The organism is Pseudarthrobacter sp. (genome assembly GCF_036675385.1).
Classification (GTDB): Bacteria; Actinomycetota; Actinomycetes; order Actinomycetales; family Micrococcaceae; genus Arthrobacter.
In genome coordinates, this window is the sequence record NZ_JAKFFD010000162.1 from 1 (window position 1) to 26,939 (window position 26,939).

Here is a 26,939-nt window from a genome sequence, read left to right on the forward strand (position 1 = left end):
ACCCACGCCCATCGTGAGAACGGCGACTGGGTGATCAACGGCAACAAGGAATTCATCACCAACTCCGGGACTGACATCACGCGTCTGGTCACGGTCACCGCGGTGACGGGTCAGAAGGAACGCAAGGATGGCAGCCTCAAGAAGCAGATTTCCACCATCCTGGTGCCCACTGACACTCCGGGTTTCAGGGCGGAGAAGGCCTACAACAAAGTGGGCTGGAACGCCTCGGACACGCACCCGCTGACGCTCAAGGACGTCCGGGTGCCGGAAGCGAACCTGCTCGGTGCGGAGGGGCGGGGTTACGCGAATTTCCTTTCCATCCTGGACGAGGGCCGGATCGCCATCGCGGCGTTGGCGACGGGGGCGGCGCAGGGCTGTGTTGACCTGTCGGTGAAGTACGCCAAGGAACGCAGCGCGTTCGGCCATCACATCGGCAAGTACCAGGCCATCTCGTTCAAGATCGCCCGCATGCAGGCCCGGGCCCATACGGCCCGCCTGGCGTACTACGACGCCGCATCGAGAATGCTGGCGGGGAAGCCGTTCAAGACGCAGGCGGCCATCGCTAAGATGGTCGCAGGCGAGGCGGCCATGGACAACGCGCGGGATGCCACCCAGGTATTCGGCGGCTATGGCTTCATCAACGAATTCACCGTGGCACGCCACTACCGCGACTCCAAGATCCTTGAAGTGGGGGAGGGCACCACGGAGGTCCAGCTGATGCTCATCGCCCGCGAACTCGGACTGTAACCAGCCCGCTGGTCGGGAATGCCACGCGGTGGTCGAGCCTGTTACCCGGTGGTCGAGCTGTAAAACGGTGGTCGAGCCTGTCGAGACCCTTGAAAGGACCAACGATGATCAACAAGGTTGTTGCCAGCGCCGAGGAAGCGATTGCGGACATTCCTGACGGCGCGTCGCTCGCGGTGGGAGGGTTCGGCCTCTGCGGAATCCCGGTGGCCTTGATCGATGCCCTGCACCGGCACGGCACCAAGGACCTCGAGACCGTGAGCAACAACTGCGGTGTGGACGACTGGGGGCTGGGCGTCCTGCTCCGTGACGGCAGGATCCGGCGGACCGTCAGTTCCTACGTCGGCGAGAACAAGGAGTTCGCGCGCCAGTACCTGTCCGGTGAGCTTGAGGTGGTCCTCACCCCGCAGGGGACGCTGGCGGAAAAGCTCCGGGCCGGCGGCGCCGGGATCCCCGCTTTCTACACCAAGGCGGGGGTCGGCACGCAGGTGTCCGACGGCGGCCTGCCGCAGAAGTACGACGCCGACGGCGGCATCGCCATCGCCTCTGCCGCCAAGGAAGTCCGGACGTTCAATGAAGTGGACTATGTCCTCGAGGAATCCCTGACACCCGACTTCGGACTGGTCCACGCCTGGAAGGGCGACCGCCACGGCAACCTGGTTTTCCACGCCACCGCCATGAACTTCAACCCGCTCTGCGCCATGGCGGGAAAAATCACCATCGCCGAGGTGGAGGAGCTGGTGGAACCGGGGGAGCTGGACCCCGAACACGTCCACACTCCCGGCATCTTTGTCCAGCGGGTGGTGGTTGTGCCAGGCGGTGAGAAGCGGATCGAGAAGCGGACCGTCGCCCTTGCCCGGGCCGCCGGAACCGAAAGCGCCACCGAACAGGCAGGAGCGTAGCCATGGAGTCCAACAGCACGCAGGGAGCGCCTCCCCGCCCCGAAGCCGTACGGCCCGAATACCGGCGTGCCACCGTCGGCCATCCGGAAGGCACCAATCCGGAGGCCAAAGGGTGGACGCGCAACGAACTGGCCGCCCGGGTGGCCAGGGAGCTCAGCAACGGACAGTACGTCAACCTCGGCATCGGCATGCCCACGCTCATTCCCAACTACATCCCGGCAGGCGTCGAGGTGGTGCTCCACTCGGAGAACGGGATCCTGGGCGTGGGACCATACCCCAGCGAGGATGCGGTGGATCCGGACCTCATCAACGCCGGCAAGGAAACCGTCACCGTTAACAAGGGGGCCGCGTTCTTCGACTCCGCCTCGTCGTTCGGCATGATCCGCGGCGGGCATGTGGACGTGGCCGTGCTCGGCGCCATGGAAGTGGCGCAGAACGGGGACCTGGCCAACTGGATGATCCCGGGCAAGATGGTCAAAGGCATGGGCGGGGCCATGGACCTGGTCTTCGGCGCCAAGAAGGTGATCGTGATGATGGAACACGTGGACCGCAACGGCAACCCCAAAATCGTGGAGCACTGCTCGCTGCCGCTGACCGGCAAGGCCTGCGTGGACCGGATCATCACCGACCTCGCCGTGATCGACGTCGTCACCGAAGGCGGGCGGTCCCGGTTGGTTCTCCGCGAACTGGCCCCCAACGTCTCCGTGGAGGACGTGGCCGCGGCCACCGGCGCCGAGCTGTTCGAAGAGGACCAGGAGCTCACCGTATGAGCGGGGCTTCGGCGGGCTCAACCCCTGACGGTCCGGGCGCAGCCGCCGAGGGCCCCCGCATCATCGAGCAGCGCGGCCTGTACTTTGACGAACTCGAAGAAGGCGTTGTCTACGCGCACCGGCCCGGCCGCACCGTGACCGAGGCGGACAACGTCCTGTTCACAACGCTCACCATGAACACCCAGGCTCTGCACCTCGATGCCGCCTGGAGCGCAGGGCAGCCGTTTGGCCAGCGCCTGGTCAACTCCATGTTCACGCTGTCCACCCTGGTGGGGCAGTCAGTATCGCAGCTCACCCAGGGCACGATCATCGCCCAGCTGGGCCTGACGGACGTCTCTTTCCCGCACCCGCTGTTCCACGGGGACACGCTCTACACCGAGACGGTGATCACCGGCAAACGGCTCTCGGGATCGCGACCCGGCCAGGGGATTGTGACTATGCACCACACCGGGCGGAACCAGGACGGCACCGTGGTGGCGCTGGCCACACGGAGCTGCCTGATGTGGACCCGGGACGCCCATGTGGCGCAGTCTTCTGGACAACACGTGCAGCCTGCGGGAGCTGAAAAGGGGAGCGTGCCGGGCCCCGAAAAGAGGACAATGTCCGTATGACATTTGTGATGGGTCCCGCCCTGCTCTTCTGCCCTGCCGACCGCCCGGAGCGCTTCCCCAAGGCCGCCCAACGCGCCGACGCTGTCATCGTGGACCTCGAGGACGCGGTGGCACCCGCGGACAAGCAGCGGGCGCGCGGCGCCATCCTGGCCCAGCTGGGCGCTGCCGGGGAGGGGCCCGAACTTGACCCCAGCCGCACCATCATCAGGATCAATCCGGCGGGCACCGACGAGTTCGAGAAGGACCTGCACTGCCTGGCCCACACCCCGTACCGCACGGTGATGCTGGCCAAGGCTGAGAGTGCGGCCCAGCTCGAAGCCCTGGCGGACTACCACGTCATCGCCCTGTGCGAGACCGCCGTCGGGGTCCTGAACGCGCCCGCCATCGCGGCGGCCCCCAACGTGGTGGCACTGATGTGGGGCGCCGAGGACCTCCTGGCTTCCCTCAGCGGCACGTCCAGCAGAGCGGACGACGGCGGCTACCGCGCCGTGGCGCTGCATGCCCGGTCCGCGGTGCTGCTCGCCGCCCGGGCTTTCGGGAAAGAAGCCGTGGACGCCGTGTACGTCAACATCCCGGACCTTGACGGGCTGGCTCTGGAGGCCGCTGATGCCGCAGCGTCAGGATTCGGCTCCAAAGCCTGCATCCATCCCACGCAGGCGGCCGTTGTCCGGGGCGCCTACGCCCCGTCCGAGGCCGACGTCGCAGCCGCCACAGAACTGCTGCAGGTCGCGGCTGTTGCCGGATCGGGCGTGTTCCAGCACGGCGGCAAAATGATCGACGGCCCCATCCTCAAGCACGCGGAGGCCACCATCCGCCGGGCAGGCATCCGCTCCTAGGGCCACGACGGCAGGAATCACAAGAGCCCGGAATCACCAGAGCCCCGAATCGCCAGGCACCGAATCACCGGGCCCCGAATCACCAGGCACCGAATCACCGCCGCCGGCGGCGGGAACCGCCGAGCGAAAGCGGCGGGATGGCCTCATAGAGCGGCATCCGCACCCAGCGCTCGCCCGTCTCCCGGAACTCAGCCCTGGTGGCGAAACGGTACAGGTAGCTGTTGACACGCACCCAGCGCGGCGGATCGCCGTCGAACGGGTCGGCGCGGAGTAGCCGCAGCGTCCGCTGGTCCGCCTCCAGCAGTTTCGTGAGGAACGCGTAAAACCACTCCTCGTGGACGGTGCGCAACGGCAGGAACCACATCAGCCAGTCCAGCCGCAGGTGGTAGGGCGCCCACTGGCGGGGCAGCCGGCGAAGATCCCCGGGTTTGCCCTTAAACCCATATTCGCGCCAGTCCGCGGAGTCCTCAGGTTCTTCGTCCAGGGTGCCCTCCACCACGATCTCGACGCGGTGCTTGGTCACGGTGCCAAACGCGCCGTACGTGTTGACCAGCTGCCAGCGGTTGAAGCTGGCATTCATCAGCTGCCCCTTGGAGAGCAGGTTGCGCACGGGCCAGTAGCTGAGGACTACCAGCAGCATTGTGGCCACCAGGGTGATGGCAAGCCAGTACGGGGGACTGCCGCGGCTGCCTTCCTCAGGATCCCCGTCCAGCGGCAGGAACGGCAACACAGCGTGGGCCACGGGGTCGCTGACCGCGGCGAAGGCCAGCACAATGGCCATCCAGTTCAGCCACGCGAAGTTGCCGCTGGCCACCAGCCACAGCTGGGTGAAGATGATGATTCCGGCGGCGGCGCTTGCCACGGGTTGCGGAGCGAAGAGGAAGAACGGCACCACGAGCTGGGCGAAATGGTTCCCCAGGACCTCCAGCCGGTGGAAGGGTTTGGGCAGGAGATGAGCCTGGCGGCTCAGCGGCCCCGGCATCGGCTGCGTTTCATGGTGATAGTAGAGGGCGGTCAGGTCACGCCACTCCCGGCCGCCGCGGATCTTGATCATCCCGGCGCCGAACTCCAGCCGGAACACGAGCCAGGCCAACAGGATCAGGATGGTGCGCGGCGGCTCCGTCTGGTCCGAGCCAAGGAAGGCCACCGTGAACCCGGCCTCCAGCAGCAGCATTTCCCAGCCGAAGCCATAAAACGTCTGCCCCACGTTGACGATCGACATGTAAAGCAGCCACAGGGCCAGAAATGCGATCAGCGGAACCCACGGCGGCCCAAGCTGGGGGATGCCGGCCACCAGGAGGGCGGAAATTGCCAGTCCGGTGAGGCAGACACCACGCAGCAGCCGGTCCGAATAGCGCCAACGGAACAGCGTGGGCCGCCGGCGCACGCTGAACCCCTCCAGATAGTCCGGAACCGGCAACAGGCCACGTTCGCCCAGCAGCGCAGGGAACTGGTTCAGGGAGGACAGGAACGCAACGAAGAACAGTGCCGCCACACCTCGCTGCAGCACTTGCCGGGCGAATCCGTACTCCGGCGCATCGAACCAGGAAACCCAGTCCACGCAATCCACGTTACGCCCGGCGTCGCTGTCCGCCCACTAGGATCGGATGGTGTTTGCATTGGTGCTCATTGCCGTTGTTGCAGGGGCACTGGCCCAGCGGCTGGCCGGCCTCGGATTCGGCCTTCTCGTCTCTCCCGTCCTGGTGGTGCTGCTCGGCCCCTTCGACGGCGTCATGATCATCAACCTGTGCGGCGCGGCTTCATCCCTCCTGATCCTTTCCAGGGTCTGGCGGCATGTGGAGTGGAAGCGCTATTTCGGACTGGCGCTCGCGGCCCTCGCAGGCGTAGTGCCGGGTGCCTGGTTGGCCAGCAACGTGGCCGAAGCGCCGCTGGAGATCTGCATCGGCATCCTCCTCATCATCGCCCTGCTGGCTTCGCAGCGGCTGACCCGCAGCTCCTGGCGCGCCAGTGGCCCCGTTCCCATGGTCTCCCTCGGCTTCACCAGCGGACTGATGAACGCGGCAGCGGGCGTCGGCGGACCGGCCATCACCGCGTACGCCATTGCCACCCGGTGGGAGCAGAAGAGTTTCGGCGCCACCCTCCAGCCCTATTTCGTGACCACCGGACTGTCTTCCCTGGTGATCAAGTACGTACTATCCGGGGGACATGTTCCCGGCCTGGACGGCTGGCAATGGCTCAGCATCCTGGCCGCCATGGTGGCGGGAATCATCGGCGGCGATCTGCTGTCCGGCAAGGTCAAACCGGCTGCCGTGCGGCGGATCGTTGTGGCCATCGCCTACATCGGAGCCGTGTCCACGCTGGCCAAGGGTTTCATCGAGCTGGCGGCGGGCTGACCGGACCGCGGGCCAGGTGCGGGCCGGGGTGCGGGATACTTAACCAATGCAGCCTCGCAGAATCGTCATCCTCGGATCCACCGGTTCCATCGGCACCCAGGCGATTGACGTCGTCGACGGCGCCCCGCACCTTTTTGAGGTCGTGGCGCTCAGCGCCGGCGGAGGGAACCTGCAGCTCCTGGCCCGCCAGGCCGTCCACACCGGTGCCGCCGCTGTGGGCATCGCCGCGGGGGATCCGCGCAAGCTGCAGGACCTGATCTCCGAGGCCGCCCGCCTCGCCGGGCGGCAGGACTACCGCCCCGAAATCATCGCCGGCCCGGACGCCTCGGCCCGCATCGCCGCGGTAGAAGCGGACGTGGTGCTCAACGGCATTACCGGCTCCATCGGGCTCGCCCCGACCCTCGCCGCCCTGAAATCAGGTGCAACGCTGGCGCTGGCCAACAAGGAATCGCTGATCGTCGGCGGAGCGCTCGTCAAGGCCGCCGCCCGCGAGGGACAGATCGTGCCGGTGGATTCCGAGCACTCAGCGATAGCGCAGTGCCTGCGCTCCGGCTCCGCGGCCGAGGTTGAGAAACTCATCCTGACGGCCTCCGGAGGGCCTTTCCGCGGCCGGACAAGGGAACAGCTCCACGACGTGACGCCGAAAGAGGCCCTGGCGCACCCCACGTGGGACATGGGGCTGATGGTCACCACCAACTCGGCCACGCTCGTCAACAAGGGCCTTGAGCTTATCGAGGCGCATCTGCTGTTCGACGTGCCGCTGGACCGGATCGACGTTGTGGTCCACCCGCAGTCGGTGGTCCACTCCATGGTCCAGTTCATCGACGGGTCCGTCATCGCCCAGGCGTCCCCGCCGGACATGCGCCTCCCCATTGCCTTAGGGCTGGGCTGGCCGGACAGGGTCCCCAAGGCGGCCTCCCCGTGTGACTGGACCAAAGCCACCAGCTGGACGTTCGAACCCCTGGACACCGTCGCTTTCCCGGCCGTGGACCTGGCCAAGGACGCCGCCAAGCAGGGGAGTACTTTTCCCGCCGTCTTCAACGCGGCAAACGAGGAAGCGGTCATGGCGTTCCACTCGGGACGCATCCGCTTCACCGAAATCGTGGACACCATCGATGCTGTCCTCAGCGAACATTCAGGATCCTCCGGGCTGACGCTGGAGTCGGTACTGGATGCTGAAAACTGGGCACGCACGCGTGCCCACGAACGTTTAGCAGTCAGCAGTCTCTAGGAAGCAGCAGATCCACGCATGAGCCCCGTCCTCCTCTTTATCCTCGGCGTCGTCTTTGTGGCGATCGGCATTGCCGTGTCCATTGCGCTGCACGAAGTGGGGCACCTGGTGCCCGCCAAGCTGTTCAAGGTGCGTGTCACCAAGTACATGATCGGCTTCGGCCCCACCCTGTGGTCCAAGCGGAAGGGCGAGACTGAATACGGCGTGAAGGCGATCCCGCTGGGCGGCTACGTGTCCATGATCGGCATGTATCCGCCTAACAAGGACGACGGAACCGTCCGCCCCTCCAGCACCGGCATGTTCCAGACACTGGCCACGGAAGCCCGGTCCATGGCACACGAGGAAGTGGGCCCGGAGGACGCAAACCGCGTGTTCTACCGGCTGCCGGTGTGGAAGAAAATCATCGTGATGCTGGGCGGGCCGGCCATGAACCTGTTGATCGGTGTGGTCCTGACCGCCGTCCTGCTGATGGGCTTCGGCATGGCCACGGCCACCACCACCATCGCCGACGTCTCCAAATGCCAGGTGGCGGCCGGCGAGACCGTTGATCCCGATTCCCCGGACTGCAAGCTGACCCCCGCGGCCGCTGCCGGGCTCCTGCCTAACGACGTGGTCACCTCCTTTGACGGGAAAGCTGTCACCGGCTGGGACGAGCTGACCGAATGGATCCGGGCCTCCGCGGGCAGGGAAGTCAGCATCACTGTGGAGCGCGACGGCGCGCCCGTCACCACCACGGTGACGCCGGTGCTCTCCGCCCGCCCCGTCGTCGGCGTGGACGGACGCCAGGCAAAGGACGACGCCGGCACCCTCCTGTACCAGGACGTCGGCTTCCTGGGCATCGGCGCGCAGACCGAACTGGTTCCCCAGCCGGCGTCGTCCGTCCTGCCCATGGCGGGCGAAAACATCAAGCAAGTGGCTGGCGTCGTCTTCAATCTGCCCGCCCGGGTGGTGGGTGTTGCCAAGGCGGCCTTCAGCGAGGAAGATCGCGACCCCAACGGCCCCATCAGCGTGGTGGGCGTGGGGCGCGTGGCCGGTGAAGTGGCGGCCATGGAGGAAGTGCCGCTGCAGTCCAGGATCGGGGCACTGGTAGGGCTGCTCGCCGGCTTGAACTTTGCGCTTGCGGTCTTCAACCTGATCCCGCTGCTTCCGCTCGACGGCGGCCACGTGGCCGGAGCGCTGTACGAGGGGGCGCGGCGACGGGTGGCCAAGCTGTTCGGCAAACCGGATCCGGGCGCTTTCGACATCGCCAAACTGCTTCCCGTGACTTACGTGGTGGCCACGTTGCTGATGGGCATGAGTTTGCTGCTGATCTATGCCGACATCGTGAAGCCGGTGAACCTGTTCGGCTGACTCCTGCGGACGTCTGGCTGGACGGATGTCCTGGATCTACCATGAAACATGGCCACGTTCGCCGTCCAATCAAAGAGCATCAGCCGCTGGATCCAGGCCGGATTGTGGGCGCTGCCTGTCTCGTGGCTTGTCACCGCCTGGTCCACGCTGGACCCGCAGCCGGACCAGGCGAAGGACCCGGAGGCGTGGGCCCGTTTTGTCAGCTCCGATGCGTACCAGTTCAGCCATCTTTTCGGCAGTACCACAGGCACCATCCTGGCCCTGTTCGGTCTCTTTGCTTTGGGCTGTTCCATGGCCAACAGCAGGACGGGGCGCCTGGCAATCGCCTCGATGGTCACAGCTGTTGCCGGCACGGCTTTGCTGCTTGTGCCGGCGGTGATTTCCACGTTTGCCACCCCCGCCATCGGAAAGGCATACCTGGGCGGAAACCAGGACGTGATGCAGCTGGAATTCCCGGCATCCATGACCGGGGCGTTCCTGCTGGGCCTGCTGCTCGCATTCGTTGGCACGGTGCTGCTGGGGATCGCGGTATGGCGTTCCCACGTGCTGCCGCGCTGGGCCGGGGCCCTCTGGGTGGCCGGCGCTGTGGTGTTCTACGTCCTGGGCGTTGTCCTGGGGCAGGCAACTACGGGAAGCAGCCTGCCGTCCCAGGCCGCCGGGGCCGTACTGATGGCAGGCGCCGGCGGGTGGATCGCCTGGAGCGGATCCCGGCAGGCCACGGCAGCGCCTGACCGGATCGGGTGATTCCAGCAAATCAGCCTTTATTGGCTGATATTTAATAATCAGCTATTTTTGATTGATTATGAGTGATCACCTGCGTACGGTTAGGGCATGTACGTACTGACCATCGACCAGCGAGGCAGCACTGCCGACGTCGACCGTGTTCCCGATCTGATCGCCGCACTGCGCACCCTCACACCGGCGCCCTTCGAACGGTCCGTGGGTGATGAACTCCAGGGTGTGGTGGAACATGCCGAGGACGTGGTGGAGATCGCCCTGTACGCGCTCCGGAGCGGGCACTGGTACGTCGGGATCGGGATCGGGGCCGTACAGCTCACCCCGGGCGGAAGCCCCCGGGAAGGTTCCGGGAGCGGCTTTGTGGCAGCGCGAAAGGCCGTGGAACTCGCCAAGGGCTCGGCTGGTCACGTGCCATTGTCGGTGGTGTCCGGCAGTATTGGCCGTGGACGGGAGATGCCTCCCCACGCCAAGGAAGGAGCCATGACCACTGCAAATGCCCAGGCGGTGCTTCGCCTGATCGGACGGGTGGTGCAGCAACGCACACCAGCACAGTGGCGGGTGGTGGACCGGTTGCGCGCACTCCAGGGCGGCGATGGAAAGCACGGCAGCCAGAAACGCGTGGCCCAGGAACTGGGAATCACGGAGCAGTCGGTGAGCCGTGCCGTGCTCAGGTCAGGCTGGCTTGAGGAATGGGCCGCCAGGCCTGCCGCGGCCATGCTCCTGGACCACGCCCATTCCCAGATTGAAGGAGACCGGTGAACGCACTCTGGATCGCAGTTGCCCTGTTGGTGGCCGGATTCGCAGGATGGCCTGTGACCGCACTGGTGTTCCGGCTCGCCAGGACCATTGACGACAAAGCGGACGCAGCCACCAAATCGGACCGGGACGCATCAGCCCAGGACCCTTCAGCCGATGTCACGGTGGACACAGTTTCGGAAGCCCCGCGGGCCGGTACGGGGCAAACCGTCGACGGCGAGCTGACCACGGGTGGCGGCCAGGCGCCGTCTGACGCCCCTCAGCCGGCGCCCGCGCTGCCGGCCCAGCGGATCCTCCGCGGCGGGGCAATCATCGGTGTCCTGGAACGCCTGGGCGTCTGCGTGGCCATCCTGACCGGACAGCCGGTGGCCATTGCCTACATCGTGGCCATCAAGGGCCTGGGCAGGTTCGCCGAATTGAAGGAGACCCCCGTGGCTGCGGAGCGGTTCATCATCGGAACGCTCACGTCCATGCTGTGGGCTGCGGGAACGGCGGCGGTGATCAAGGTGGTGCTCCTGCAGTGAGTCTTGCCGACTGCCCGGATCGGCGACAGCCCACCCCTGGGGATAGGGTGTCCTTATGACTGTTTTTGCCGTTGAGTATGTGTACGCCGCCGATTCCTCCGCCGTCCGTGATGACCACCGCCCCGCGCACCGCGCCTGGCTGGCGGGTCTGGCGGACGAGGGCCAACTGCTGACCAGCGGACCCTACGGTGACGGGGCGGGCGCCCTGCTGATCTTCAAGGTCCAGGACGAAACCGAGCTGAACGATCTCCTCAAGCAGGACCCGTTCGCCGTCGCCGGCACCATTGCCGGGATCCGGACCACCGAGTGGACTCCCGTGATCGGCCTCCTGGCCGCGCACGCATCCTGATTCCCGGACCCTTTTTACTACCGAAACACCTACCCAAGGAGTCCACGTGACCTCGGTCAGCCTGGGAATGCCGTCAGCACCGCCGCCCGTTCTCGCCCCCCGCCGCAAGACGCGGCAGATCAAGGTGGGTTCCGTCGGGGTCGGTTCGGACTCGCCCATCAGTGTGCAGTCCATGACCACCACGCCCACCACGGACATCAACGCCACCCTGCAGCAGATCGCGGAACTCACCGCCTCCGGTTGCGACATCGTGCGCGTCGCCTGCCCGTCGGCCGATGATGCAGAGGCCCTGCCAATCATCGCTCGCAAGTCCCAGATCCCTGTTATTGCCGACATCCACTTCCAGCCGAAGTACGTCTTCGCGGCGATTGAGGCCGGCTGCGCGGCAGTGCGGGTGAACCCGGGCAATATCCGCAAATTCGATGACCAGGTCAAGGAAATCGCTCGCGCGGCGAAGGACCACGGGACCTCAATCCGGATCGGCATCAACGCCGGATCGCTGGAGCCCGGCATCCTGAAGAAGTATGGCAAGGCCACCCCCGAGGCACTCGTGGAATCCGCTGTCTGGGAAGCGTCGCTGTTCGAAGAGCACGGTTTCAACGACTTCAAGATCTCGGTCAAGCACAACGACCCGGTCATTATGGTTGCTGCCTACGAGATGCTGGCCGAGCAGGGCGACTGGCCCCTGCACCTGGGCGTCACCGAAGCCGGGCCCGCCTTCCAGGGCACCATCAAGTCCGCCACAGCCTTCGGGGCGCTCCTGGCCAAGGGCATCGGCGACACCATCAGGGTTTCCCTGTCGGCGCCTCCGGTGGAGGAAATCAAGGTGGGAAACCAGATCCTCCAGTCCCTGAACCTGCGTCCGCGTAAACTGGAAATCGTCTCCTGCCCGTCATGCGGCCGCGCCCAGGTGGACGTGTACACCCTTGCCGAACAGGTCACCGCAGGGCTGGAAGGCATGGAAATTCCGCTCCGCGTGGCAGTGATGGGCTGTGTTGTCAACGGACCGGGCGAAGCCCGCGAAGCCGATCTGGGTGTGGCGTCCGGCAATGGCAAGGGGCAGATCTTTGTGAAGGGCCAAGTCATTAAGACTGTGCCTGAGAGCGAGATTGTTGAGACACTGATCGAAGAGGCCATGCGCATAGCTGAAGAGATGGGGGAGGCCGATGGCGAAGATGCTGTCAAGGGTAGCCCCGTGGTTAGCGTCTCATAAAGAGGACGCCGCGCCGGCGGGGATATCCGTCCGGACCCTGGCCGGCGCGGACACCGCTGCCCTGCGGCGCCTGGCGTCGCAGGATCCGGTGGCCAATGTCTTTATCCTGGCGCACCTCCGGGCGGCGGGCTCTGCCGCGCCCACTGCTGGTGGTGCCGGCGTCCTGGGAGTTTTCGACGACGGCATCCTGGTCGGCGCGTGCTGGGCAGGGGCAAACCTGGTCCCGGTCCAGCTTGACCCCGAATTTGCCGGGCTTGTCGCTGCCGCAGCAAGCAATTCCGGCCGCCGTTTCGCTTCCGCCTTTGGTCCCGCGGATGCCGTCCTTGCCCTCCATGCTGAGCTGGCTGAACTGGGGCATGCGGCCCACGAAGTGCGGGATGAACAGCCGCTGATGACGTTGTGCGGGCCGCCGTCGGTGGAGCCGAACGCGGATCTGGGGCTTGGCCGGCTGGCCGATTTTGACCGGATCCTTCCCGCCTGCGCCGCCATGTTCGAAGAGGAAGTGGGCTACTCGCCGTTCCTCGGGGGCAAGGAGTTCTACAGCCGCCGCGTGGAAGGCCTCATCCGGCAAGGCCATTCATTGGCACACGTCAACGACTCCGGCGACGTTGTGTTCAAGGCCGAGCTGGGAGCTGTGACGGCCGACGTCACGCAGATCCAGGGCGTATGGATGAACCCCGGCTACCGCGGACAGGGTCTGAGCGCCGGCTACATGGCTGCCGTGGTGGAGAAGGCGCGCACGCTTGCCCCCGTCACCAGCCTGTATGTCAACGGCTTCAACCTCCGGGCGCGGTCCACGTACGAGCGCGTGGGCTTCCGCCAGGTTGGCACCTTCGCTACGGTTCTGTTCTAGCCGCCAGCTCGCTGGCCTCAGCGTCGCCGCCTTTCAGGCCACCTGCCGCCGGTTCACCCGTCGGCTTCAGGTCACCCGTCAAGTAATGCTGGACGTTCGGAGCCACGAGCCGCACAATGTCGTCGGGCGAGGCAGACGCGAGTGGTTCCAGCCGCACCACATACCGGACCAGCATCACTCCAACCATCTGCGTGGCCACAAGGTTTCCGCGCATGGCCACTTCTTCGGGCGGACCGGGGACTCCTGCCATGATCCGGCCGAGGATGGTCCGCTGCACCAGTTCCCGCAGCAGCAACGTCTTGGCCTTGGAGCCGATGGTTCCCCTGAGGAAGGCCACCAGGCTGTGCTGGGCCGGGCTCTCCCACAAGCGCAGCACGGCCCGCACGATCGCGTCTGCCCGGTCCTCTGGCGAGTAGCCGTCGACGCCCGCCAGGACCTTCTCCGGGTCGGCCGGCAGTGCCACACTCAGCGCAAAAAGCTCGTCCTTGCCCTTGAAGAAATGGTGGATCATGGCGGGGTCCACGCCGGTTTCCCGGGCGATCTGGCGCAGGCTGGTCCCTTCGAAACCGTGTTCGGCGAAAAGCCGCCGGGCTGTGTCCAGGATCTGTTCCCTCGACTCGGTGGTCCCGCCGCGCCGGCCCCGCCGGCCGGTACCAGCCGCGCTGCCTGCGGGACCCGGGGCGTCCGCCGGATCATGCTGTCCGTTCACGCGGTCCGCCGCCGCAGGGTCAGGGATGCGAGCACCAGGACAGCCAGGACAATGGCCACGATGACTCCGGCATCCATCCACAGCTGGTCTGTGGGCTCGGTGTTGGCGGCGATCTCCTGGAGTGCATCCACCGAAAAAGTCAGTGGAAGGACATTCGACACAGCCTCGAGGGCCTCGTTCATCCTTTCGCGGGCCACAAAGAGGCCACAGAGCAGGATCTGCGGGACCACCACCACCGGCATGAACTGCACGGCCTGGAATTCCGTCCGGGCGAAGGCCGAACAGAGCAGCCCCAGCGCGACGCCAAGAACGGCATTGATCACGGCAATCATGACCACCAGTCCAGGGCTGCCTTGGATGTCGAGCCCGAAGATCCAGTAGGCGACGGCGGTCGCCACCAGCGACTGCAGGGCGGCCATGATGGAAAATGCCAGCCCGTAGCCGAACAGCAGGTCCGCTTTGTGGATGGGAGTGGTCAGCAGCCGTTCCAGGGTCCCCGAGGTGCGTTCCCGCAGCATCGTGATGGACGTAACCAGGAACATAACCACAAACGGGAAGATCGCCAGCATCATCAGGCCAACCCGGTCAAAAGTCCTGGGCACGCCCGGCGGCAGCGTTTCATTCTCATAGAGAAAGTACACGGCGGTGAGGAGCAGCGCAGGGACCACCAGGATCAGCGCGATGCTGCGGTGGTCGTGCCGGAGCTGGTCCAGGACGCGCCGGGTGGTGGCCAACAGCATCAACAGGTTCATGACCGTACCGTCCTTTCGGGGGAACCGCTGGGCACTTCGGCGGTGTCCTGGATGATGTGCAGGAAAGCCTTCTCCAGATCGGCACTGTGCCCGCGCCGGCTCAATTCCCCCGGCGTTAGCTGCGCCAGGAGCTTTCCTTCCCGCAGCAGGAGGAGTGATCCGCAATGGCTGGCTTCCTCCATCACATGGCTGGAAACCAGCAGGGTGGTCCCGGACTCGGCCATGGACCGGAAGCGGTCCCACAGGTCAGCCCGGAGCACCGGATCAAGGCCCACGGTTGGCTCATCCAGGACCAGCAGGCTGGGGCGAGCCACCAGGGCACAGGCCAGCGACACCCGGCTCAGCTCTCCGCCGGAGAGGTCACCGGTTTTCTGCCTCGCCTGCGGTTCAAGCCCGACGGCGGCGATCGCCTCCGCGGCCTCGGCGCGGCCCTTGCGGTGCATGGCGCCGAAGTAACGGACGTTGGCTTCGACCGTGAGGTCCGGATACACGCTGGGGGACTGGGTCACGTAACCCACCCGGTGTCGCAGGTCAGGGTGCCCGGCGGGCAGCCCCAGCACTTGGACCGAACCGGACGTGAGCACCTGGACGCCCATGATGGCCCGCATGAGCGTAGTCTTGCCGCTGCCGGACGGGCCCAGCAACCCGGTGATCTCGCCGGCCTGGATGGCAAAGTCCAAGCCGCGCAGGACGGGAACCTTTCCCCGTGTGACGTGCAGGGCAGTGGCGGCCACAGCGATGCTGGCTTCCGCGACGGCCGGGGCGGTAGCTGCTGAATGGGACATTAATGCCTCCGAATGCTGGGAGTCCGCGTTTGAATTCACCAGGTGATGAATTCAAACTAGACCTGCCAAAGGCGGCCGTCAATTACTTCGAATGGAAAAACCCTTGTGGATGTGTCGGCTATCACATATGTTCGATCTAGCTGCGCTGGAGTGGGTGGGCGGTCTCACCAGTCCTCACCAGTACCTAGGCGTCAACGGCCATGGAGCCACGTCCGCATGTAATGACCAGCCGTTTACGGCCAGGGGCTTTGCATGCAGGGCGTGGCTCTATTGCGTTCCGCCCCGTCCAGCCCCCAGCAAGGCCCCGCATCCGGGTCCGCGCCTGTCTCAGGCCCGGCTTACTCTGGCCCGGCTCAGGTTCCGCCGCCGGGCGGGGCGTGGATTTGCCGGTAGATTAGTACCCAGAAGAATTGCCCTGTCCTGCATTTCCAGCAGCTAGTCCCAGAAACGGATACCCACCCTTGGTCACAAGAATGTCCCAGCTTTTCCTGCGCACCTTGCGTGAAGATCCCGCCGATGCCGAGGTGGCCAGCCACCGGCTCCTGATCCGGGCGGGGTACATCCGCCGGGCCGCGCCGGGTATCTACACCTGGCTGCCGCTGGGCCTCAGTGTGCTGCGCAAGGTGGAGCAGGTCATCCGCGAGGAAATGGCGGCCATCGGCGCCCAGGAAGTCCACTTCCCGGCGCTGCTGCCCAAGGAACCCTACGAGGCCACCAACCGCTGGACGGAATACGGCGAGGGCATCTTCCGGCTCAAGGACCGCAAGGGCAACGACTACCTGCTGGCACCCACGCATGAGGAAATGTTTGCCCTGCTGGTCAAGGACCTGTACTCGTCCTACAAGGACCTGCCGCTGAGCATTTACCAGATCCAGAACAAATACCGCGACGAAGCACGCCCCCGGGCAGGCTTGATCCGTGGCCGCGAATTCATCATGAAGGACTCCTACTCCTTCGACGTGGACGACGCCGGCCTGGACGCCAGTTACGCCGCCCACCGCGTCGCCTACCTCAAGATTTTCGAGCGCCTGGGCCTGGAAGTTGTTCCCGTTGCGGCCACCGCCGGTGCGATGGGCGGGTCCAAGAGCGAGGAATTCCTGCACCCCACCGAGATCGGTGAGGACACTTTTGTGCGCTCCGCCGGAGGGTACGCAGCCAACGTTGAAGCCGTCACCACGGTGGTTCCCGCGGACATCGACTTCAGCAACGCCCCTGCCGCGGAGGTCCGCGACACCCCGGACACCCCCACCATCGATACGCTCGTGGAGGCTGCCAACCAGCTCGCTCCGCGGACAGAGGCCGACGGCGGCGCCTGGACCGCCGCTGACACGCTCAAGAACGTCGTCCTCGCCGTGACGCTGCCCACCGGGGAGCGCCAGCTCGTCGTCATCGGTCTCCCCGGCGACCGCGGCGTTGACCTCAAGCGCGTCGAAGCCAACATCGGGTCCTTCCTGCCGATTGCCGGCGAAATCACCCTCGAAGCCGCCAACGACGACGACCTCAAGAAGCAGCCCCTGATCGTCAAGGGCTATCTCGGCCCCGGTATGTCCCTGGACGCGCCGCTGCTGGGCACCGAGGGCTCGTCCAAGCTCCTCTACCTGGTGGATCCCCGCGTCGTCAGCGGCTCCGCCTGGGTCACCGGCGCCAACGAGGCCGGAAAGCACGTCTTCGGCCTCGTCGCCGGACGCGACTTCGCCTGGGACGGCGTCATCGAGTGCACCGACGTGCGCGCCGGCGACGAAGCTCCGGACGGTTCCGGTCCGCTCGAGACCGCCCGCGGCATCGAAATGGGCCACATCTTCCAGCTGGGCCGGAAGTACGCCGCGGCCCTGGACCTGAAGGTCCTGGACCAGAACGGCAAGCAGGTGGTGGTCACCATGGGCTCTTACGGTGTCGGTGTCACGCGCGCTGTCGCGGCGTTGGCCGAATCCAACCACGATGCCAAAGGCCTGATATGGCCCCGCGCCGTCGCCCCGGCAGATGTCCACGTGGTGGCCGTCGGCCGCGGCGAGGAAATCTTTGCCGCCGCCGAGCAGCTGGCCCTGGAACTTGAGGCCGCAGGCCTGGACGTCATCTATGACGACCGGCCCAAGGTCTCGCCCGGCGTAAAGTTCGGCGACGCGGAACTCGTCGGCGTCCCCACCATCCTGGCCGTCGGCCGCGGCCTGGTGGACGGCGTTGTGGAAATCAAGGACCGCCGCACTGGCGAAGCCGAGAACGTGGCCGTGGACAAGGCCGTTGACTATGTGGTCAACGCCGTCCGCAGCTGACCTGCGGAGTTGATTTCCGGGTTCGAGTCGATCCAGCTCACCACAATCATCCTGATTGTGGTGGCTGGATTTGCTGCCGGCTGGGTGGACGCCGTGGTGGGTGGCGGCGGTCTGCTCCAGCTGCCGGCCATGCTGCTGGTACCCGGGATTACGCCGGTCCAGGCCTTGGCCACCAACAAGATGGGGTCAATTTTCGGCACCGCCACGAGTGCGGTGACGTACTACGGGCGGGTGAAACCGGACATTCGGACAGCCGTGCCCATGGCGGTGATCGCCCTTGCCGGCAGCTTCGCCGGAGCGGTGCTCGCCGCCACGCTGCCGGCGAGTGTCTTCAAGCCGATCATCGTGGTGGCGCTGGTAGTCGTGGCGCTTTTTACGGCGCTGAAGCCCAACGTCGGTGACCTCACCGTGTTGCGGCATGATGGCCGCACGCACTACGTGGTGGCGTGCATGATCGGTGCCGTGATCGGCTTCTATGACGGCCTGATTGGTCCGGGCACCGGTTCCTTCCTCATCATCGCGCTCGTCTCGGCGATGGGCTATGCCTTCCTCGAGGCCAGCGCCAAGGCCAAGATCGTGAACATGGCCACCAACGCAGGCGCCCTGTTCTTCTTCCTGCCCCACGGGTCAATCCTGTGGGGTGTCGGTCTGCTGCTGGGCCTGGCTAACATGGCCGGCGGCTACCTGGGCGCACGGACTGCGGTGAAGCAGGGCAGCCGCTTCATCCGCGTTGTATTCCTGCTGGTGGTGGGCGCGCTTATCATCAAACTCGGCATCGACGTCTGGCAGGAAAACCTAGCCTGACAGGGTAGTCGAAACCCTCGCGGCCGCTATCCGGCCGGGCGTACCATGCAGGTATGTCCGCAGGCGGGGAACCCTATTCGGAAGCATTGTCAGTCGCGGCCCGTCGCGCCGCCGAGTGGCTGGCCAGCCTGCCGGACAGGCACGTCGGGCCCGCCCAAAGTGCCCACGATCTCGCGGCTGACTTCGGCGGACCCCTTCCCGAGCAGGGCACGCCCGCCGCAGCTGTGGTTGAGTACCTGGCGGACAAGGCCGAACCGGGGCTGATGGCCATGCCCTCCGGGCGCTTTTTCGGCTGGGTGATCGGCGGGACCCTGCCTGCCGCCCTTGCCGCGGACTGGCTGGTCAGCGCCTGGGACCAGAACTCGGGCCTGCGTTACGCCACCCCCGCCATAGCCGCCATCGAAGAAGGGGCCGGCCACTGGCTGCTGGACCTTCTCGGGCTGCCGGCGGAATCCGACGTCGGCTTCACCACAGGTGCCACCATGGCCAACTTCACCGGGCTGGCCGCTGCCCGGTGGAGGTTGCTGGCCGATGCCGGCTGGGACCTCGACGGCGAGGGCCTGGCAGGCGCCCCGCGGATCAGGTGCTTTGTGGGCCAGGAGCGCCACGAGACCATTGACCTGGGCCTGCGGTACCTCGGCCTCGGCCGGCCCGTGGCGGTCCCCGCAGATGCCCAAGGCAGGCTCTTGGCGGTGGAGCTGGACCGGCTGCTGTCGGAAGGGTCCGGGCCCGCGCTGGTCTGTCTCCAGGCCGGCAATCTCCACTCCGGAGCCTTCGACCCCTTCGACGCGGCCATCGAGGTTGCCCGGCGGCACGGTGCTTGGGTGCACGTGGATGGCGCGTTCGGGCTGTGGGCCGCGGCCGTGCCGGAATTCGGGGACCTCACCCGCGGCATGGCCCTGGCCGATTCGTGGGGGACCGACGCCCACAAGACCCTCAACGTCCCGTACGACTGCGGTATTGCCATCGTCAGGGATTCGGCAGCGCTGCGCAGCGCCATGGGACTGCAGCACACCAGCTACCTGATCCACGACGTCGAGGGTCCGGGCGACCCGTTCGAAAAAGCGCCGGAGCTGTCCCGCCGCGGCCGCGGAGTACCGGTGTGGGCCGCCCTCCGCTCCCTGGGCCGGGACGGCGTGGCAGCCCAGGTCCGCGGGCTCGCCGACGCCGCTTCGCAGATCGGCAGCCGCCTGGCCGACGTGGACGGTGTCGAGGTGCTCAACACCGTGGACTACACGCAGGTTTCGCTCGCGTTCGGGGACGACGCCACCACGCGCGCCGTGACAGCCCGGGTGATCGAGGACGGCAAGGTCTGGATGTCGGGTTCACGCTGGCAGGGCAGGGATGTCCTGCGCGTCTCGGTCAGCAACTGGAGCACTGACGCGGACGACGTCGGCACTGCCGTCGAGGCGGTCAGCTCGGCTTTGTCGGCTGTGAAGGCAGCGGGCTGACCACCCTGGGATACAGTCCAGCCTGTGAGGCACTATCCAGCCAGGGAGGCCACCGTCGCTCAGCTGTCGCTCTGCCCCGGCTCAGGCAGGGCGTGCGCCGAGGGGAGACCATCGAGGGTCCGCCCGGCAAGCGTGCTGGCCACCCAGAGCGACCGGGCCAGATCTCCCTGGTGGCGCGGCAAGGACGCGTAGCAGAGGGCGTTCTCCACTTCGCGTGCCACGGCCCACTGGCGCGCAGCTTCGGCGTCGAGGCCGGCCGCGGCGCTGAAGTCCTGGCACCGCCGCCTCAATCCTCCGGCCGGATCGCTCCGGGGCAGGTCGCCGAGGCGGTTCCACAGCAGCGGTGCCACCGCGAACTCCGGTTCGCCGATCATGGGCTGCGGGTCGATGGCGACGAAGGCTTCCCCGGGCAGCCCTCCGCTGATGGTGTGGGGCCGGGCCAGGATGTTCAGGAAATGCAGGTCCGTATGGACCAGGACATCGCGGCCCGAGCGGCGGCCAACGGCGCCGCGGGTCTGGCAGACTTCCAGGGCCGCCTCCAGTAGCCAGCGCGGGAACGGGCGGCCCTGCTGTTCCCAGTCGGCGGGCAGGTCATCGCTCCATTGTTCGGCCCGCCCGGCGATGTGATCGAACTCCTGCCACTGCGGCCGGCCGTCCGGCACCAGGCCCAACTGCCGCATGGTGCCGCCCCAGGCCACCGCCGCCTGATCCAGCGGAAGGGTCTGGAGCGAGGAGTCCGGATTCAGCCGCTCCAGCAGCATGGCGCACGTTCCGGCGTCGGATTCCAACAGCCGGACGGCGCCGGAGCCACCCCACAGCGCCAGCGCATGGCGTTCCACCCGTGCCTCATCGTGGGGAAACGCGATTTTGAGCGCCGCAGGAGTCCCGTCCGTCCGGCGGACCGGAACCACCACGCCGCCGTGGCCATGCCACGGGAGGGCGCCGGCTTCCAGGTCAACAGCCAGTTCCCAATGCTCCAGCCGCCCCTGCACCAGTCCCGGGAGGGAGGAAAGCCAGGCCCGTCCCGCGCTGCTGTGGCTGTAACGCCCGCTGAGCGCTGGCGGGATCGGCACGCCAATCTGGACACTCACAGGACGCCGCTTGCGCCAAGCAGGTTGCCGATCGAGAACGTGGCAGCCAAGGCCAAAGCCCCGCCCACTACCACCCTGGCGGCGGCCCGCAGCTTCGAACCGCCACCGATCCAGGCGCCCAGCGCCCCGGTGGCAGCGAGGGCCGCCAGCACGGCCGCGAACGTCAGGGGGACCCGGATGTTCTCCGGTGGCAGCAGGATGGCGGCCATCGGCAGGATGGCGCCGATGACGAATGCAGTCGCCGAAGCAATGGCGGCGTGCCACGGACTGACGATGTCTGTCTCGTCGATGTTCAGTTCGGCAGAGAGGTGCGCGCCCAGGGCGTCGTGGGCCGTCAGCTCCCGGGCCACGGCCCGGGCTGTGTCCAGGCTCAGGCCCTTGCCCTGGTATATCGCGGTGAGTTCCTCCAGCTCTTCCTCAGGCTGGTCCTGCAGTTCCAGGCGTTCCTTTTCGATCAGGGCCTGCTGGCTGTCCTTCTGGCTGCTAACGGATACGTATTCGCCCAGGGCCATGGATACTGCCCCACCCACCAGGCCGGCCATGCCGGCGACGAGGATCGGTCCGGACTGCGTGGTGACTCCCGCAACGCCCACCACGATTGCGGCGACCGAGACGATGCCGTCATTGGCACCGAGCACGCCGGCTCGCAGCCAGTTCAGACGCTGCGCGACGTCGTTCTGGTGTGGCTCATTCTCATGAAGGGCGGGGGCGCTGGCACTGTCCATGCCTCCAGCAAAGCATTAGTGCCTGCGCCTGGCCAGTGTGCCGTGCCTTGGCTACGAATTGCCGGGAGTGCTGGTTGTGGAAGTCTGCGGAGTTGATACAGGCTCCGGCAGGTGCGGCAGGAGTGCTTCGTCCAGGACCAAGCCGGGGACCGGGCCTGGCGACGCACGCCAATGGACGGTCCGCCGGGCCGCCGACTGAAGTGCCGAGAGTGCCCATACGCGTTCGCGCCCCGCGCTGAGCGCCACCACGTCGCCGAACACCGGAAGGGTCCCCGCCTCCAGGGTTCCCAGCCCATCTGCAGGGTCGGCCAGGAACGCCTGGCTCAGGACATAGCCGGGCTGCCTCGGAGGTACCGTGGCGCAGCGGGACCTGCCCATGGCCTCCGCTTCGCCCCGGAGGACGCCGTGCTGGGCCAGGAAGGTCGACGCCGGAGCAGCGGACCCGGAGTCAAGCCTGGTCAGCGCGGCCTGGTACGCGTAGACCAGTTCCAGCTCTCCCTGCACGGCCGAGGCCAAGGCTGAGCCAAGTTCCACGCCAGTGCCGGCGGCGGGGTCAGCTGCTTCGCTGGCACAACCGGCGGCTACTGAGGCCGAAACAGGCAGGGTGGGCGCCGGCGATGCGGGCGAGGAGGGGTCGGAACCCGGGAGTGCAGCCAACGCGATCCCGGTCGCCGAGGCCAGGTCCTCTGCAGCCAGAAGCTGCGCAGTACCGGTGCCGGCGAGAAGGCGGGCCATGCCGCCGTCGGCCGTTTCAGCGTCCCGGAGTCGCCGTGCCCCGCTTGCGTGAAGGGCAGCGGCGAAGTTCGCGGTGGTGGACGGCCGCGTGACGGTGGCCAGCGCCGTGGACGGGGCAGGGACGGGGGCAGTAGCCGCACGGTCCAGGGCAGGATCGCCGGCCGCATCAGCCGGCAGCATCAACGCGCGGGCCTGGACAGTCAGCAAAGTCACAATCCGGGCCAGGGCGGCCGCTTGTGGGGCCGGCGCAGTGGCGCCGGCAGTGACTTCGAGGTCCAGGCCAGCGGCCCTGAGGGTCAGGGAATCCGCGAACGCGGATGCCCTTGCCTGCTCGGAAAACGGCGGCGCCGCAGGCGGGGACGGTTCACGGGGGATGAGCACCACTCCGAGGCTCACCACCAGAAGGGCGGCCAGCGCAAAAACGGCGTACTGGAAATAACGCCTTCGGCGGCCGGATTCCTGCGTGTCGTCTTTCACAACAGACCATGTTCTCACGCCTCATGCGGATCTTCGTGCACCACTGTGGCCGGAAAATCGTTAGGCTAGTAGTCACAACATCATCTATTGGAAGGCGGCCGGCATCGTGAGTAATGCAGAAGCCACGACTTCATCAGACGCTACCGGAACGGGTACCGCTGTTGCTGCGCCCGCCAACAATCCCGAAGCCGTCAGGCTCCGGGCGCTGTTGGAACCGGCGGTCCAGGCCAACCGCCTGTACCTCGAGGACGTATCCATCCTGGCCGGTTCACACCGCGTAGTCCACGTGGTGGTTGACCTGCCGCAGGAGGAAACCGGCGGCGTAAACCTCGATGTCATCGCGGACATCTCCAGGGTCCTCTCCGACGTCCTGGACAATGATCCCGCAGACGACGGGCGCCCCTACGACCTCGAGGTTTCCTCCCCAGGCGTCGCGCGTCCCCTCACCGAGGTCCGGCACTGGCACCGCGCCCGGGGCCGGATGGTCAAGGTCAACGTCATCCAGGGCGAAAACGTCACCGGCAGGGTCCAGTCCGTGGACGATTCCGGCGTCACTATCATCCCGGAGATCGCTGTCAAGAAGGGCATGAAGCCCAAGCAGGGCGAGCCCCAGATTCTTCCTTTCGACAGGATCCGTAACGGAAAAGTCGAGATCGAATTCAGCCACCTCGAAGAAGCTGGTCTGGAACCTGAGCACAATGGACCTTCTGAGGAGGCCTGATGGATATTGACATGAGCGCGCTGAGACTACTGGAGCGTGAGCGCGAAATTCCGCTGGACCTCCTGATCCCCACCATCGAGCAGGCGCTCCTGGTGGCGTACCACAAATCGCCCGGCGCCTTCGAGAAGGCCCGGGCCGAGCTGGACCGCAAGAGCGGCCACGTAACCATCTGGGCAGTGGAGATCGACGACGACGGCGCCCCCATCGGCGAGTTCGAGGACACGCCTGCCGGCTTCGGCCGTATCGCGGCGAGCACCGCACGCCAGATCATCCTGCAGCGCCTGCGCGACGTCGAGGACGACGCCATCCTGGGCGAGTTCAAGGGCCGCGAGGGTGAACTTGTGGCCGGCCTGATCCAGCAGGGCAACAACCCGCACATGATCCAGGTCAACCTGGGTTCGGTGGAGGCCCTGCTGCCGCCGCCCGAACAGGTGCCGGGGGAGAAGTACATCCACGGCAACCGGCTCCGCGCCATCGTTATCGATGTCCACCGCGGCACCAAGGGCCCGTCCGTCACCCTTTCCCGTTCACACCCGGGCCTCGTCCGGAAGCTCTTCGAACTGGAGGTCCCGGAGATCGCGGACCGCTCGGTGGAGATCGTGGCACTGGCCCGCGAGGCCGGACACCGCACCAAGATCGCGGTCAAGGCCCACACCCAGGGCATCAACGCCAAGGGCGCCTGCATCGGCGAAATGGGTTCCCGCGTCCGCGCCGTTATGACGGAACTGAACGACGAAAAAATCGACATCGTCGACTTCAGCGAGGATCCGGCAACGTTTATTGCCAGTGCACTTTCCCCATCGCGTGTGAATTCGGTCACCATCGTGGACGAGGCCACCCGCTCCGCGCGTGTGGTGGTCCCGGACTACCAGCTCTCGCTGGCCATCGGCAAAGAGGGCCAGAACGCCCGGCTGGCGGCCAAGCTGACGGGCTGGCGAATCGATATCGTCTCGGACGCTGCCCCGGCGCGCGAAAGCTAATCCGGTTCCGGGGCAGCGGCCGGCGGCGGATGCCTCCGGCCGAAGCCCCGGTTTCGGGCAGAAGTGCCCCGAGGGGCTAGAATAGACATGACCGCGCCTAACGGCCGGTATTCGTGTGCCCTGAGAATTCCCGTTCCGCCGATGCGGTTGGGGCCTCAGGGCCGGCAGTTATGAACGTCAGGAAGATACTCACCGTGGCAGAAGTGCTTCACACCGAGGATCAACCGCAGCGTACCTGCATCGGATGCCGGAAGAAGGCACCGCGGTCTGAGTTACTCCGGCTCGTCGCCGAAGGCAGCGGTTCCACCGCAGTGCTGGTAGACGAACGACGCCGGATGGCTGGCAGGGGTGCATGGCTGCACCCCAGCGAAGCGTGCCTTGCCCTGGCGGTCAAGCGGCGAGCATTCGGAAGGGCCCTCAACGGCGCAACCGGGTCCACCGCCGTCGAACGCCGGATCATGGCAGGCAAGCAGGACGCCGGCCCGTTGCAGGTACCCCTGGTAGCTGCAGCAAAAACCGTCCAACCTGAAAGCGGGTCAGAAAACTGATGGAAACCCGATGAGTTCCCAGCGATGAGTGCGCAACGATGACAACTTTGTTGCGCTCTGCAATGGGCCCTGTAGTTGCAACCGCGGCTGGGGCCCGCAGTAAGAAGTAGACGGTTCGTGCCTGGCTCGGTGCGGACCGAGACAGGAGAAATGTGGCCAAGGTCCGCGTACACGAGCTTGCTAAAGAGCTCGGTATTACTTCCAAAGATGCAGTAACCAAACTGCAGGAACTGGGCGAATTCGTTCGCTCCGCCTCTTCAACCATTGAGGCCCCGGTGGTGCGGAAACTCCGCAACGCCTACCCCGACGCAGCTGCCAAGACCGCAGCTCCGGCAGCTGCGCCCAAGGCGCCTGCCCCGTCGGCCGACACACGACCCGCAGCACCTGCTCCGGGCCCCGCAGCTCCTTCAGCCCCGGCGGCACCAGCTGCTGCGGCTCCGGCTGCACCCGCACCCGCTGCCGTTTCCGCAGCTCCGGCAGCACCTGCCGCAGCACCGGTTGCGTCAGCCCCGGCCGCAAGCGCACCGTCCACCGGCGCCAAGCCTGGTGCCCGTCCGGCACCGAAGGCTGAAGCCCCGGCCGCGCCGACCCGCTCTGGCGGATCAACACAGGGTGGTTCGCAGGGCGGCTCCGCACCGCGTCCCGGCGGTCCCCGTCCGGGCAACAACCCGTTCGCCACGTCCCAGGGCATGCCCCGCGGCCGCGGTGGCGACGGAGAGCGTGCTCCCCGTCCGGGTAACAACCCGTTCGCTCCTTCGCAGGGCATGCCCCGCGCCGGTGGCCGTCCCGACGGCGACCGTCCCGGTGGTCCGCGTCCCGCAGCCGGTGCAGGCGGCCCCCGTCCCGGTGGTCCGCGTCCCGCAGCCGGTGCCGGTGGCCCCCGTCCGGGTGGTCCGCGTCCCGCAGCAGGCGCCGGCGGCGCTGGTGGTCCGCGTACCGCGGGTGCCGGTGGAAACCGTCCTACTCCGGGCATGATGCCCAACCGCACTGAGCGTCCCGCACCCGCTGGTGCAGGCCGTCCCGGTGGCGGCGCCCGTGGTCCCGGACGTCCGGGTGGCGCTCCAGGCACCGGTGGCGCACCGGGTGCCGGTGGCGGCGCTCCGGCCGGCGGTGGCTTCGGCAAGGGTGGCCGCGGTCGCGGTGGCACCCAGGGTGCTTTCGGTAAGGGCGGCGCAGGCCGCGGCAAGCAGCGCAAGTCGAAGCGTGCCAAGCGCCAGGAACTCGAGCAGATGAGTGCTCCGTCGCTGGGTGGCGTGAGCGTACCCCGCGGCGACGGCAACACCGTAGTCCGGCTTCGCCGTGGCTCGTCCATTACGGACTTTGCCGACAAGATCGAGGCAAACCCCGCAGCACTGGTGACGGTCCTCTTCCACCTCGGCGAAATGGCCACGGCCACGCAGTCGCTGGATGAGGAAACCTTCGCACTGCTCGGCGAGGAGCTTGGCTACAAGCTCCAGGTTGTGTCGCCGGAGGACGAGGAGCGCGAGCTGCTCTCCGGCTTCGACATCGACTTCGAAGCAGAACTCGAAGCCGAAGGCGACGAAGACCTCGAGGCACGTCCTCCGGTTGTCACCGTTATGGGCCACGTTGACCACGGTAAAACCCGCCTGCTCGATGCCATCCGCAAGTCCGACGTTATGGCGGGCGAGCACGGCGGCAT

The 26,939-nt window shown here is 66.7% G+C and carries 28 protein-coding genes; 21 read left to right on the forward strand and 7 right to left on the reverse strand.

Features of this window, described 5'->3' with window-relative positions:
* The 5 genes from V6M49_RS13525 to V6M49_RS13545 all read left to right on the forward strand — a co-directional run.
* A partial coding sequence (locus V6M49_RS13525) for an acyl-CoA dehydrogenase family protein (protein WP_332761403.1) occupies positions 1 to 747 on the forward strand: 747 nt, incomplete at its 5' end.
* A gap of 104 nt (positions 748 to 851) precedes the next feature.
* Positions 852 to 1,646, forward strand: a complete 795-nt coding sequence (locus V6M49_RS13530) for a CoA transferase subunit A (protein WP_332761404.1) — start codon at positions 852 to 854, stop codon at positions 1,644 to 1,646.
* Positions 1,647 to 1,648: 2 nt separating this feature from the next.
* Positions 1,649 to 2,416, forward strand: a complete 768-nt coding sequence (locus V6M49_RS13535; RefSeq protein ID WP_056348326.1) for a CoA transferase subunit B — start codon at positions 1,649 to 1,651, stop codon at positions 2,414 to 2,416.
* Positions 2,413 to 3,027, forward strand: coding sequence for a MaoC family dehydratase (locus V6M49_RS13540; protein WP_332761405.1), 615 nt, complete (start codon positions 2,413 to 2,415; stop codon positions 3,025 to 3,027). The genes V6M49_RS13535 and V6M49_RS13540 overlap by 4 nt, the downstream gene beginning before the upstream one ends.
* Entirely contained in the window at positions 3,024 to 3,863 is an 840-nt protein-coding gene (locus V6M49_RS13545) for an HpcH/HpaI aldolase/citrate lyase family protein (protein WP_141139984.1), read from the forward strand. The genes V6M49_RS13540 and V6M49_RS13545 overlap by 4 nt, the downstream gene beginning before the upstream one ends.
* 94 nt (positions 3,864 to 3,957) lie before the next feature.
* On the opposite strand, the gene V6M49_RS13550 is transcribed toward V6M49_RS13545, so the two are convergent.
* Positions 3,958 to 5,424 (reverse strand): lipase maturation factor family protein, encoded by a 1,467-nt coding sequence (locus V6M49_RS13550; protein ID WP_141139985.1) that lies wholly within the window; start codon positions 5,422 to 5,424, stop codon positions 3,958 to 3,960.
* Positions 5,425 to 5,470: 46 nt separating this feature from the next.
* Here V6M49_RS13550 and V6M49_RS13555 point away from each other — a divergent pair, with 46 nt between their 5' ends.
* The 9 genes from V6M49_RS13555 (at position 5,471) to V6M49_RS13595 (ending at position 13,231) form a co-directional block, all read left to right on the forward strand.
* Positions 5,471 to 6,217 carry a TSUP family transporter gene (locus V6M49_RS13555; RefSeq protein ID WP_332761406.1) on the forward strand — a complete coding sequence of 249 codons (747 nt, stop codon included), beginning with the start codon at positions 5,471 to 5,473 and terminating at the stop codon, positions 6,215 to 6,217.
* A 46-nt stretch (positions 6,218 to 6,263) separates the two neighbouring features.
* On the forward strand, positions 6,264 to 7,448 hold the full coding sequence (gene dxr / locus V6M49_RS13560; RefSeq protein WP_141139986.1) for a 1-deoxy-D-xylulose-5-phosphate reductoisomerase: 1,185 nt from the start codon (positions 6,264 to 6,266) through the stop codon (positions 7,446 to 7,448).
* Between the two features lie 18 nt (positions 7,449 to 7,466).
* Positions 7,467 to 8,798 carry a M50 family metallopeptidase gene (locus tag V6M49_RS13565; protein ID WP_141139987.1) on the forward strand — a complete coding sequence of 444 codons (1,332 nt, stop codon included), beginning with the start codon at positions 7,467 to 7,469 and terminating at the stop codon, positions 8,796 to 8,798.
* Between the two features lie 48 nt (positions 8,799 to 8,846).
* Entirely contained in the window at positions 8,847 to 9,542 is a 696-nt protein-coding gene (locus tag V6M49_RS13570) for a hypothetical protein (RefSeq protein ID WP_141139988.1), read from the forward strand.
* Positions 9,543 to 9,629: 87 nt separating this feature from the next.
* Positions 9,630 to 10,295 carry a MarR family transcriptional regulator gene (locus tag V6M49_RS13575; protein WP_141139989.1) on the forward strand — a complete coding sequence of 222 codons (666 nt, stop codon included), beginning with the start codon at positions 9,630 to 9,632 and terminating at the stop codon, positions 10,293 to 10,295.
* Complete coding sequence (locus V6M49_RS13580) at positions 10,292 to 10,816, forward strand: hypothetical protein (RefSeq protein WP_141139990.1); 525 nt, start codon at positions 10,292 to 10,294, stop codon at positions 10,814 to 10,816. The genes V6M49_RS13575 and V6M49_RS13580 overlap by 4 nt, the downstream gene beginning before the upstream one ends.
* Before the next feature lie 55 nt (positions 10,817 to 10,871).
* Positions 10,872 to 11,165, forward strand: coding sequence for a YciI family protein (locus V6M49_RS13585; protein WP_141139991.1), 294 nt, complete (start codon positions 10,872 to 10,874; stop codon positions 11,163 to 11,165).
* A gap of 46 nt (positions 11,166 to 11,211) precedes the next feature.
* The gene (ispG, locus tag V6M49_RS13590) at positions 11,212 to 12,378 is read left to right on the forward strand and encodes a flavodoxin-dependent (E)-4-hydroxy-3-methylbut-2-enyl-diphosphate synthase (protein ID WP_104063099.1); all 1,167 of its coding nucleotides are present in this window, start codon (positions 11,212 to 11,214) and stop codon (positions 12,376 to 12,378) included.
* A complete protein-coding gene (locus V6M49_RS13595; RefSeq protein ID WP_332761415.1) occupies positions 12,341 to 13,231 on the forward strand; it encodes a GNAT family N-acetyltransferase in 891 nt (296 codons plus the stop codon). Before ispG ends, V6M49_RS13595 begins: the two co-directional genes overlap by 38 nt.
* On the opposite strand, the gene V6M49_RS13600 is transcribed toward V6M49_RS13595, so the two are convergent.
* The 3 genes from V6M49_RS13600 to V6M49_RS13610 are packed head-to-tail and all read right to left on the reverse strand — an operon-like array spanning position 13,215 to position 15,477.
* The gene (locus V6M49_RS13600) at positions 13,215 to 13,940 is read right to left on the reverse strand and encodes a TetR/AcrR family transcriptional regulator (RefSeq protein ID WP_141139992.1); all 726 of its coding nucleotides are present in this window, start codon (positions 13,938 to 13,940) and stop codon (positions 13,215 to 13,217) included. The two genes, V6M49_RS13595 and V6M49_RS13600, sit on opposite strands and share 17 nt — an antisense overlap.
* Positions 13,937 to 14,680 carry an ABC transporter permease gene (locus V6M49_RS13605; protein ID WP_056348486.1) on the reverse strand — a complete coding sequence of 248 codons (744 nt, stop codon included), beginning with the start codon at positions 14,678 to 14,680 and terminating at the stop codon, positions 13,937 to 13,939. Before V6M49_RS13605 ends, V6M49_RS13600 begins: the two co-directional genes overlap by 4 nt.
* An 8-nt stretch (positions 14,681 to 14,688) precedes the next feature.
* Entirely contained in the window at positions 14,689 to 15,477 is a 789-nt protein-coding gene (locus V6M49_RS13610; RefSeq protein WP_141139993.1) for an ABC transporter ATP-binding protein, read from the reverse strand.
* Positions 15,478 to 15,938: 461 nt separating this feature from the next.
* Here V6M49_RS13610 and V6M49_RS13615 point away from each other — a divergent pair, with 461 nt between their 5' ends.
* From V6M49_RS13615 to V6M49_RS13625, 3 genes are read left to right on the forward strand one after another with little or no spacing between them, the layout of a single operon-like run.
* Positions 15,939 to 17,747: a proline--tRNA ligase gene (locus V6M49_RS13615; RefSeq protein WP_141139994.1), complete on the forward strand. Its 1,809-nt coding sequence runs from the start codon at positions 15,939 to 15,941 to the stop codon at positions 17,745 to 17,747.
* A gap of 9 nt (positions 17,748 to 17,756) precedes the next feature.
* Positions 17,757 to 18,551 carry a sulfite exporter TauE/SafE family protein gene (locus tag V6M49_RS13620; protein WP_332761408.1) on the forward strand — a complete coding sequence of 265 codons (795 nt, stop codon included), beginning with the start codon at positions 17,757 to 17,759 and terminating at the stop codon, positions 18,549 to 18,551.
* A gap of 53 nt (positions 18,552 to 18,604) precedes the next feature.
* Positions 18,605 to 20,002, forward strand: a complete 1,398-nt coding sequence (locus tag V6M49_RS13625; protein WP_332761410.1) for a pyridoxal phosphate-dependent decarboxylase family protein — start codon at positions 18,605 to 18,607, stop codon at positions 20,000 to 20,002.
* 59 nt (positions 20,003 to 20,061) lie between these two features.
* On the opposite strand, the gene V6M49_RS13630 is transcribed toward V6M49_RS13625, so the two are convergent.
* The 3 genes from V6M49_RS13630 to V6M49_RS13640 are packed head-to-tail and all read right to left on the reverse strand — an operon-like array spanning position 20,062 to position 23,030.
* Positions 20,062 to 21,093 (reverse strand): aminoglycoside phosphotransferase family protein, encoded by a 1,032-nt coding sequence (locus V6M49_RS13630; RefSeq protein WP_332761412.1) that lies wholly within the window; start codon positions 21,091 to 21,093, stop codon positions 20,062 to 20,064.
* Positions 21,090 to 21,818 (reverse strand): VIT1/CCC1 transporter family protein, encoded by a 729-nt coding sequence (locus V6M49_RS13635; RefSeq protein WP_141139997.1) that lies wholly within the window; start codon positions 21,816 to 21,818, stop codon positions 21,090 to 21,092. The genes V6M49_RS13630 and V6M49_RS13635 overlap by 4 nt, the downstream gene beginning before the upstream one ends.
* Before the next feature lie 51 nt (positions 21,819 to 21,869).
* Entirely contained in the window at positions 21,870 to 23,030 is a 1,161-nt protein-coding gene (locus V6M49_RS13640) for a DUF4439 domain-containing protein (RefSeq protein WP_332761413.1), read from the reverse strand.
* A 106-nt stretch (positions 23,031 to 23,136) separates the two neighbouring features.
* Between V6M49_RS13640 and rimP the strand changes: the two genes are divergently transcribed.
* The 4 genes from rimP to V6M49_RS13660 form a co-directional block, all read left to right on the forward strand.
* On the forward strand, positions 23,137 to 23,751 hold the full coding sequence (gene rimP / locus V6M49_RS13645) for a ribosome maturation factor RimP (protein WP_104063108.1): 615 nt from the start codon (positions 23,137 to 23,139) through the stop codon (positions 23,749 to 23,751).
* Complete coding sequence (gene nusA, locus V6M49_RS13650) at positions 23,751 to 24,731, forward strand: transcription termination factor NusA (RefSeq protein WP_058929500.1); 981 nt, start codon at positions 23,751 to 23,753, stop codon at positions 24,729 to 24,731. Before rimP ends, nusA begins: the two co-directional genes overlap by 1 nt.
* Positions 24,732 to 24,901: 170 nt before the next feature.
* Positions 24,902 to 25,279 (forward strand): YlxR family protein, encoded by a 378-nt coding sequence (locus V6M49_RS13655; protein ID WP_141139999.1) that lies wholly within the window; start codon positions 24,902 to 24,904, stop codon positions 25,277 to 25,279.
* Positions 25,280 to 25,431: 152 nt separating this feature from the next.
* Positions 25,432 to 26,939 (forward strand): translation initiation factor IF-2 N-terminal domain-containing protein (locus V6M49_RS13660; RefSeq protein ID WP_332761414.1); only part of this gene is annotated, 1,508 nt, incomplete at its 3' end.

What these genes read in the sequence shown, in the direction of transcription:
- V6M49_RS13530 (WP_332761404.1), top strand. Translation starts at nt 852, where the DNA reads ATGATCAACAAGGTTGTTGCCAGCGCCGAGGAAGCGATTGCGGACATT.
- V6M49_RS13535 (WP_056348326.1), top strand. Translation starts at nt 1,649, where the DNA reads ATGGAGTCCAACAGCACGCAGGGAGCGCCTCCCCGCCCCGAAGCCGTA.
- V6M49_RS13540 (WP_332761405.1), top strand. Translation starts at nt 2,413, where the DNA reads ATGAGCGGGGCTTCGGCGGGCTCAACCCCTGACGGTCCGGGCGCAGCC.
- V6M49_RS13545 (WP_141139984.1), top strand. Translation starts at nt 3,024, where the DNA reads ATGACATTTGTGATGGGTCCCGCCCTGCTCTTCTGCCCTGCCGACCGC.
- V6M49_RS13555 (WP_332761406.1), top strand. Translation starts at nt 5,471, where the DNA reads ATGGTGTTTGCATTGGTGCTCATTGCCGTTGTTGCAGGGGCACTGGCC.
- dxr (WP_141139986.1), top strand. Translation starts at nt 6,264, where the DNA reads ATGCAGCCTCGCAGAATCGTCATCCTCGGATCCACCGGTTCCATCGGC.
- V6M49_RS13565 (WP_141139987.1), top strand. Translation starts at nt 7,467, where the DNA reads ATGAGCCCCGTCCTCCTCTTTATCCTCGGCGTCGTCTTTGTGGCGATC.
- V6M49_RS13570 (WP_141139988.1), top strand. Translation starts at nt 8,847, where the DNA reads ATGGCCACGTTCGCCGTCCAATCAAAGAGCATCAGCCGCTGGATCCAG.
- V6M49_RS13575 (WP_141139989.1), top strand. Translation starts at nt 9,630, where the DNA reads ATGTACGTACTGACCATCGACCAGCGAGGCAGCACTGCCGACGTCGAC.
- V6M49_RS13585 (WP_141139991.1), top strand. Translation starts at nt 10,872, where the DNA reads ATGACTGTTTTTGCCGTTGAGTATGTGTACGCCGCCGATTCCTCCGCC.
- V6M49_RS13595 (WP_332761415.1), top strand. Translation starts at nt 12,341, where the DNA reads ATGCTGTCAAGGGTAGCCCCGTGGTTAGCGTCTCATAAAGAGGACGCC.
- V6M49_RS13605 (WP_056348486.1), bottom strand. Translation starts at nt 14,680, where the DNA reads ATGCTGTTGGCCACCACCCGGCGCGTCCTGGACCAGCTCCGGCACGAC.
- V6M49_RS13610 (WP_141139993.1), bottom strand. Translation starts at nt 15,477, where the DNA reads ATGTCCCATTCAGCAGCTACCGCCCCGGCCGTCGCGGAAGCCAGCATC.
- V6M49_RS13625 (WP_332761410.1), top strand. Translation starts at nt 18,605, where the DNA reads ATGTCCGCAGGCGGGGAACCCTATTCGGAAGCATTGTCAGTCGCGGCC.
- V6M49_RS13635 (WP_141139997.1), bottom strand. Translation starts at nt 21,818, where the DNA reads ATGGACAGTGCCAGCGCCCCCGCCCTTCATGAGAATGAGCCACACCAG.
- nusA (WP_058929500.1), top strand. Translation starts at nt 23,751, where the DNA reads ATGGATATTGACATGAGCGCGCTGAGACTACTGGAGCGTGAGCGCGAA.
- V6M49_RS13655 (WP_141139999.1), top strand. Translation starts at nt 24,902, where the DNA reads ATGAACGTCAGGAAGATACTCACCGTGGCAGAAGTGCTTCACACCGAG.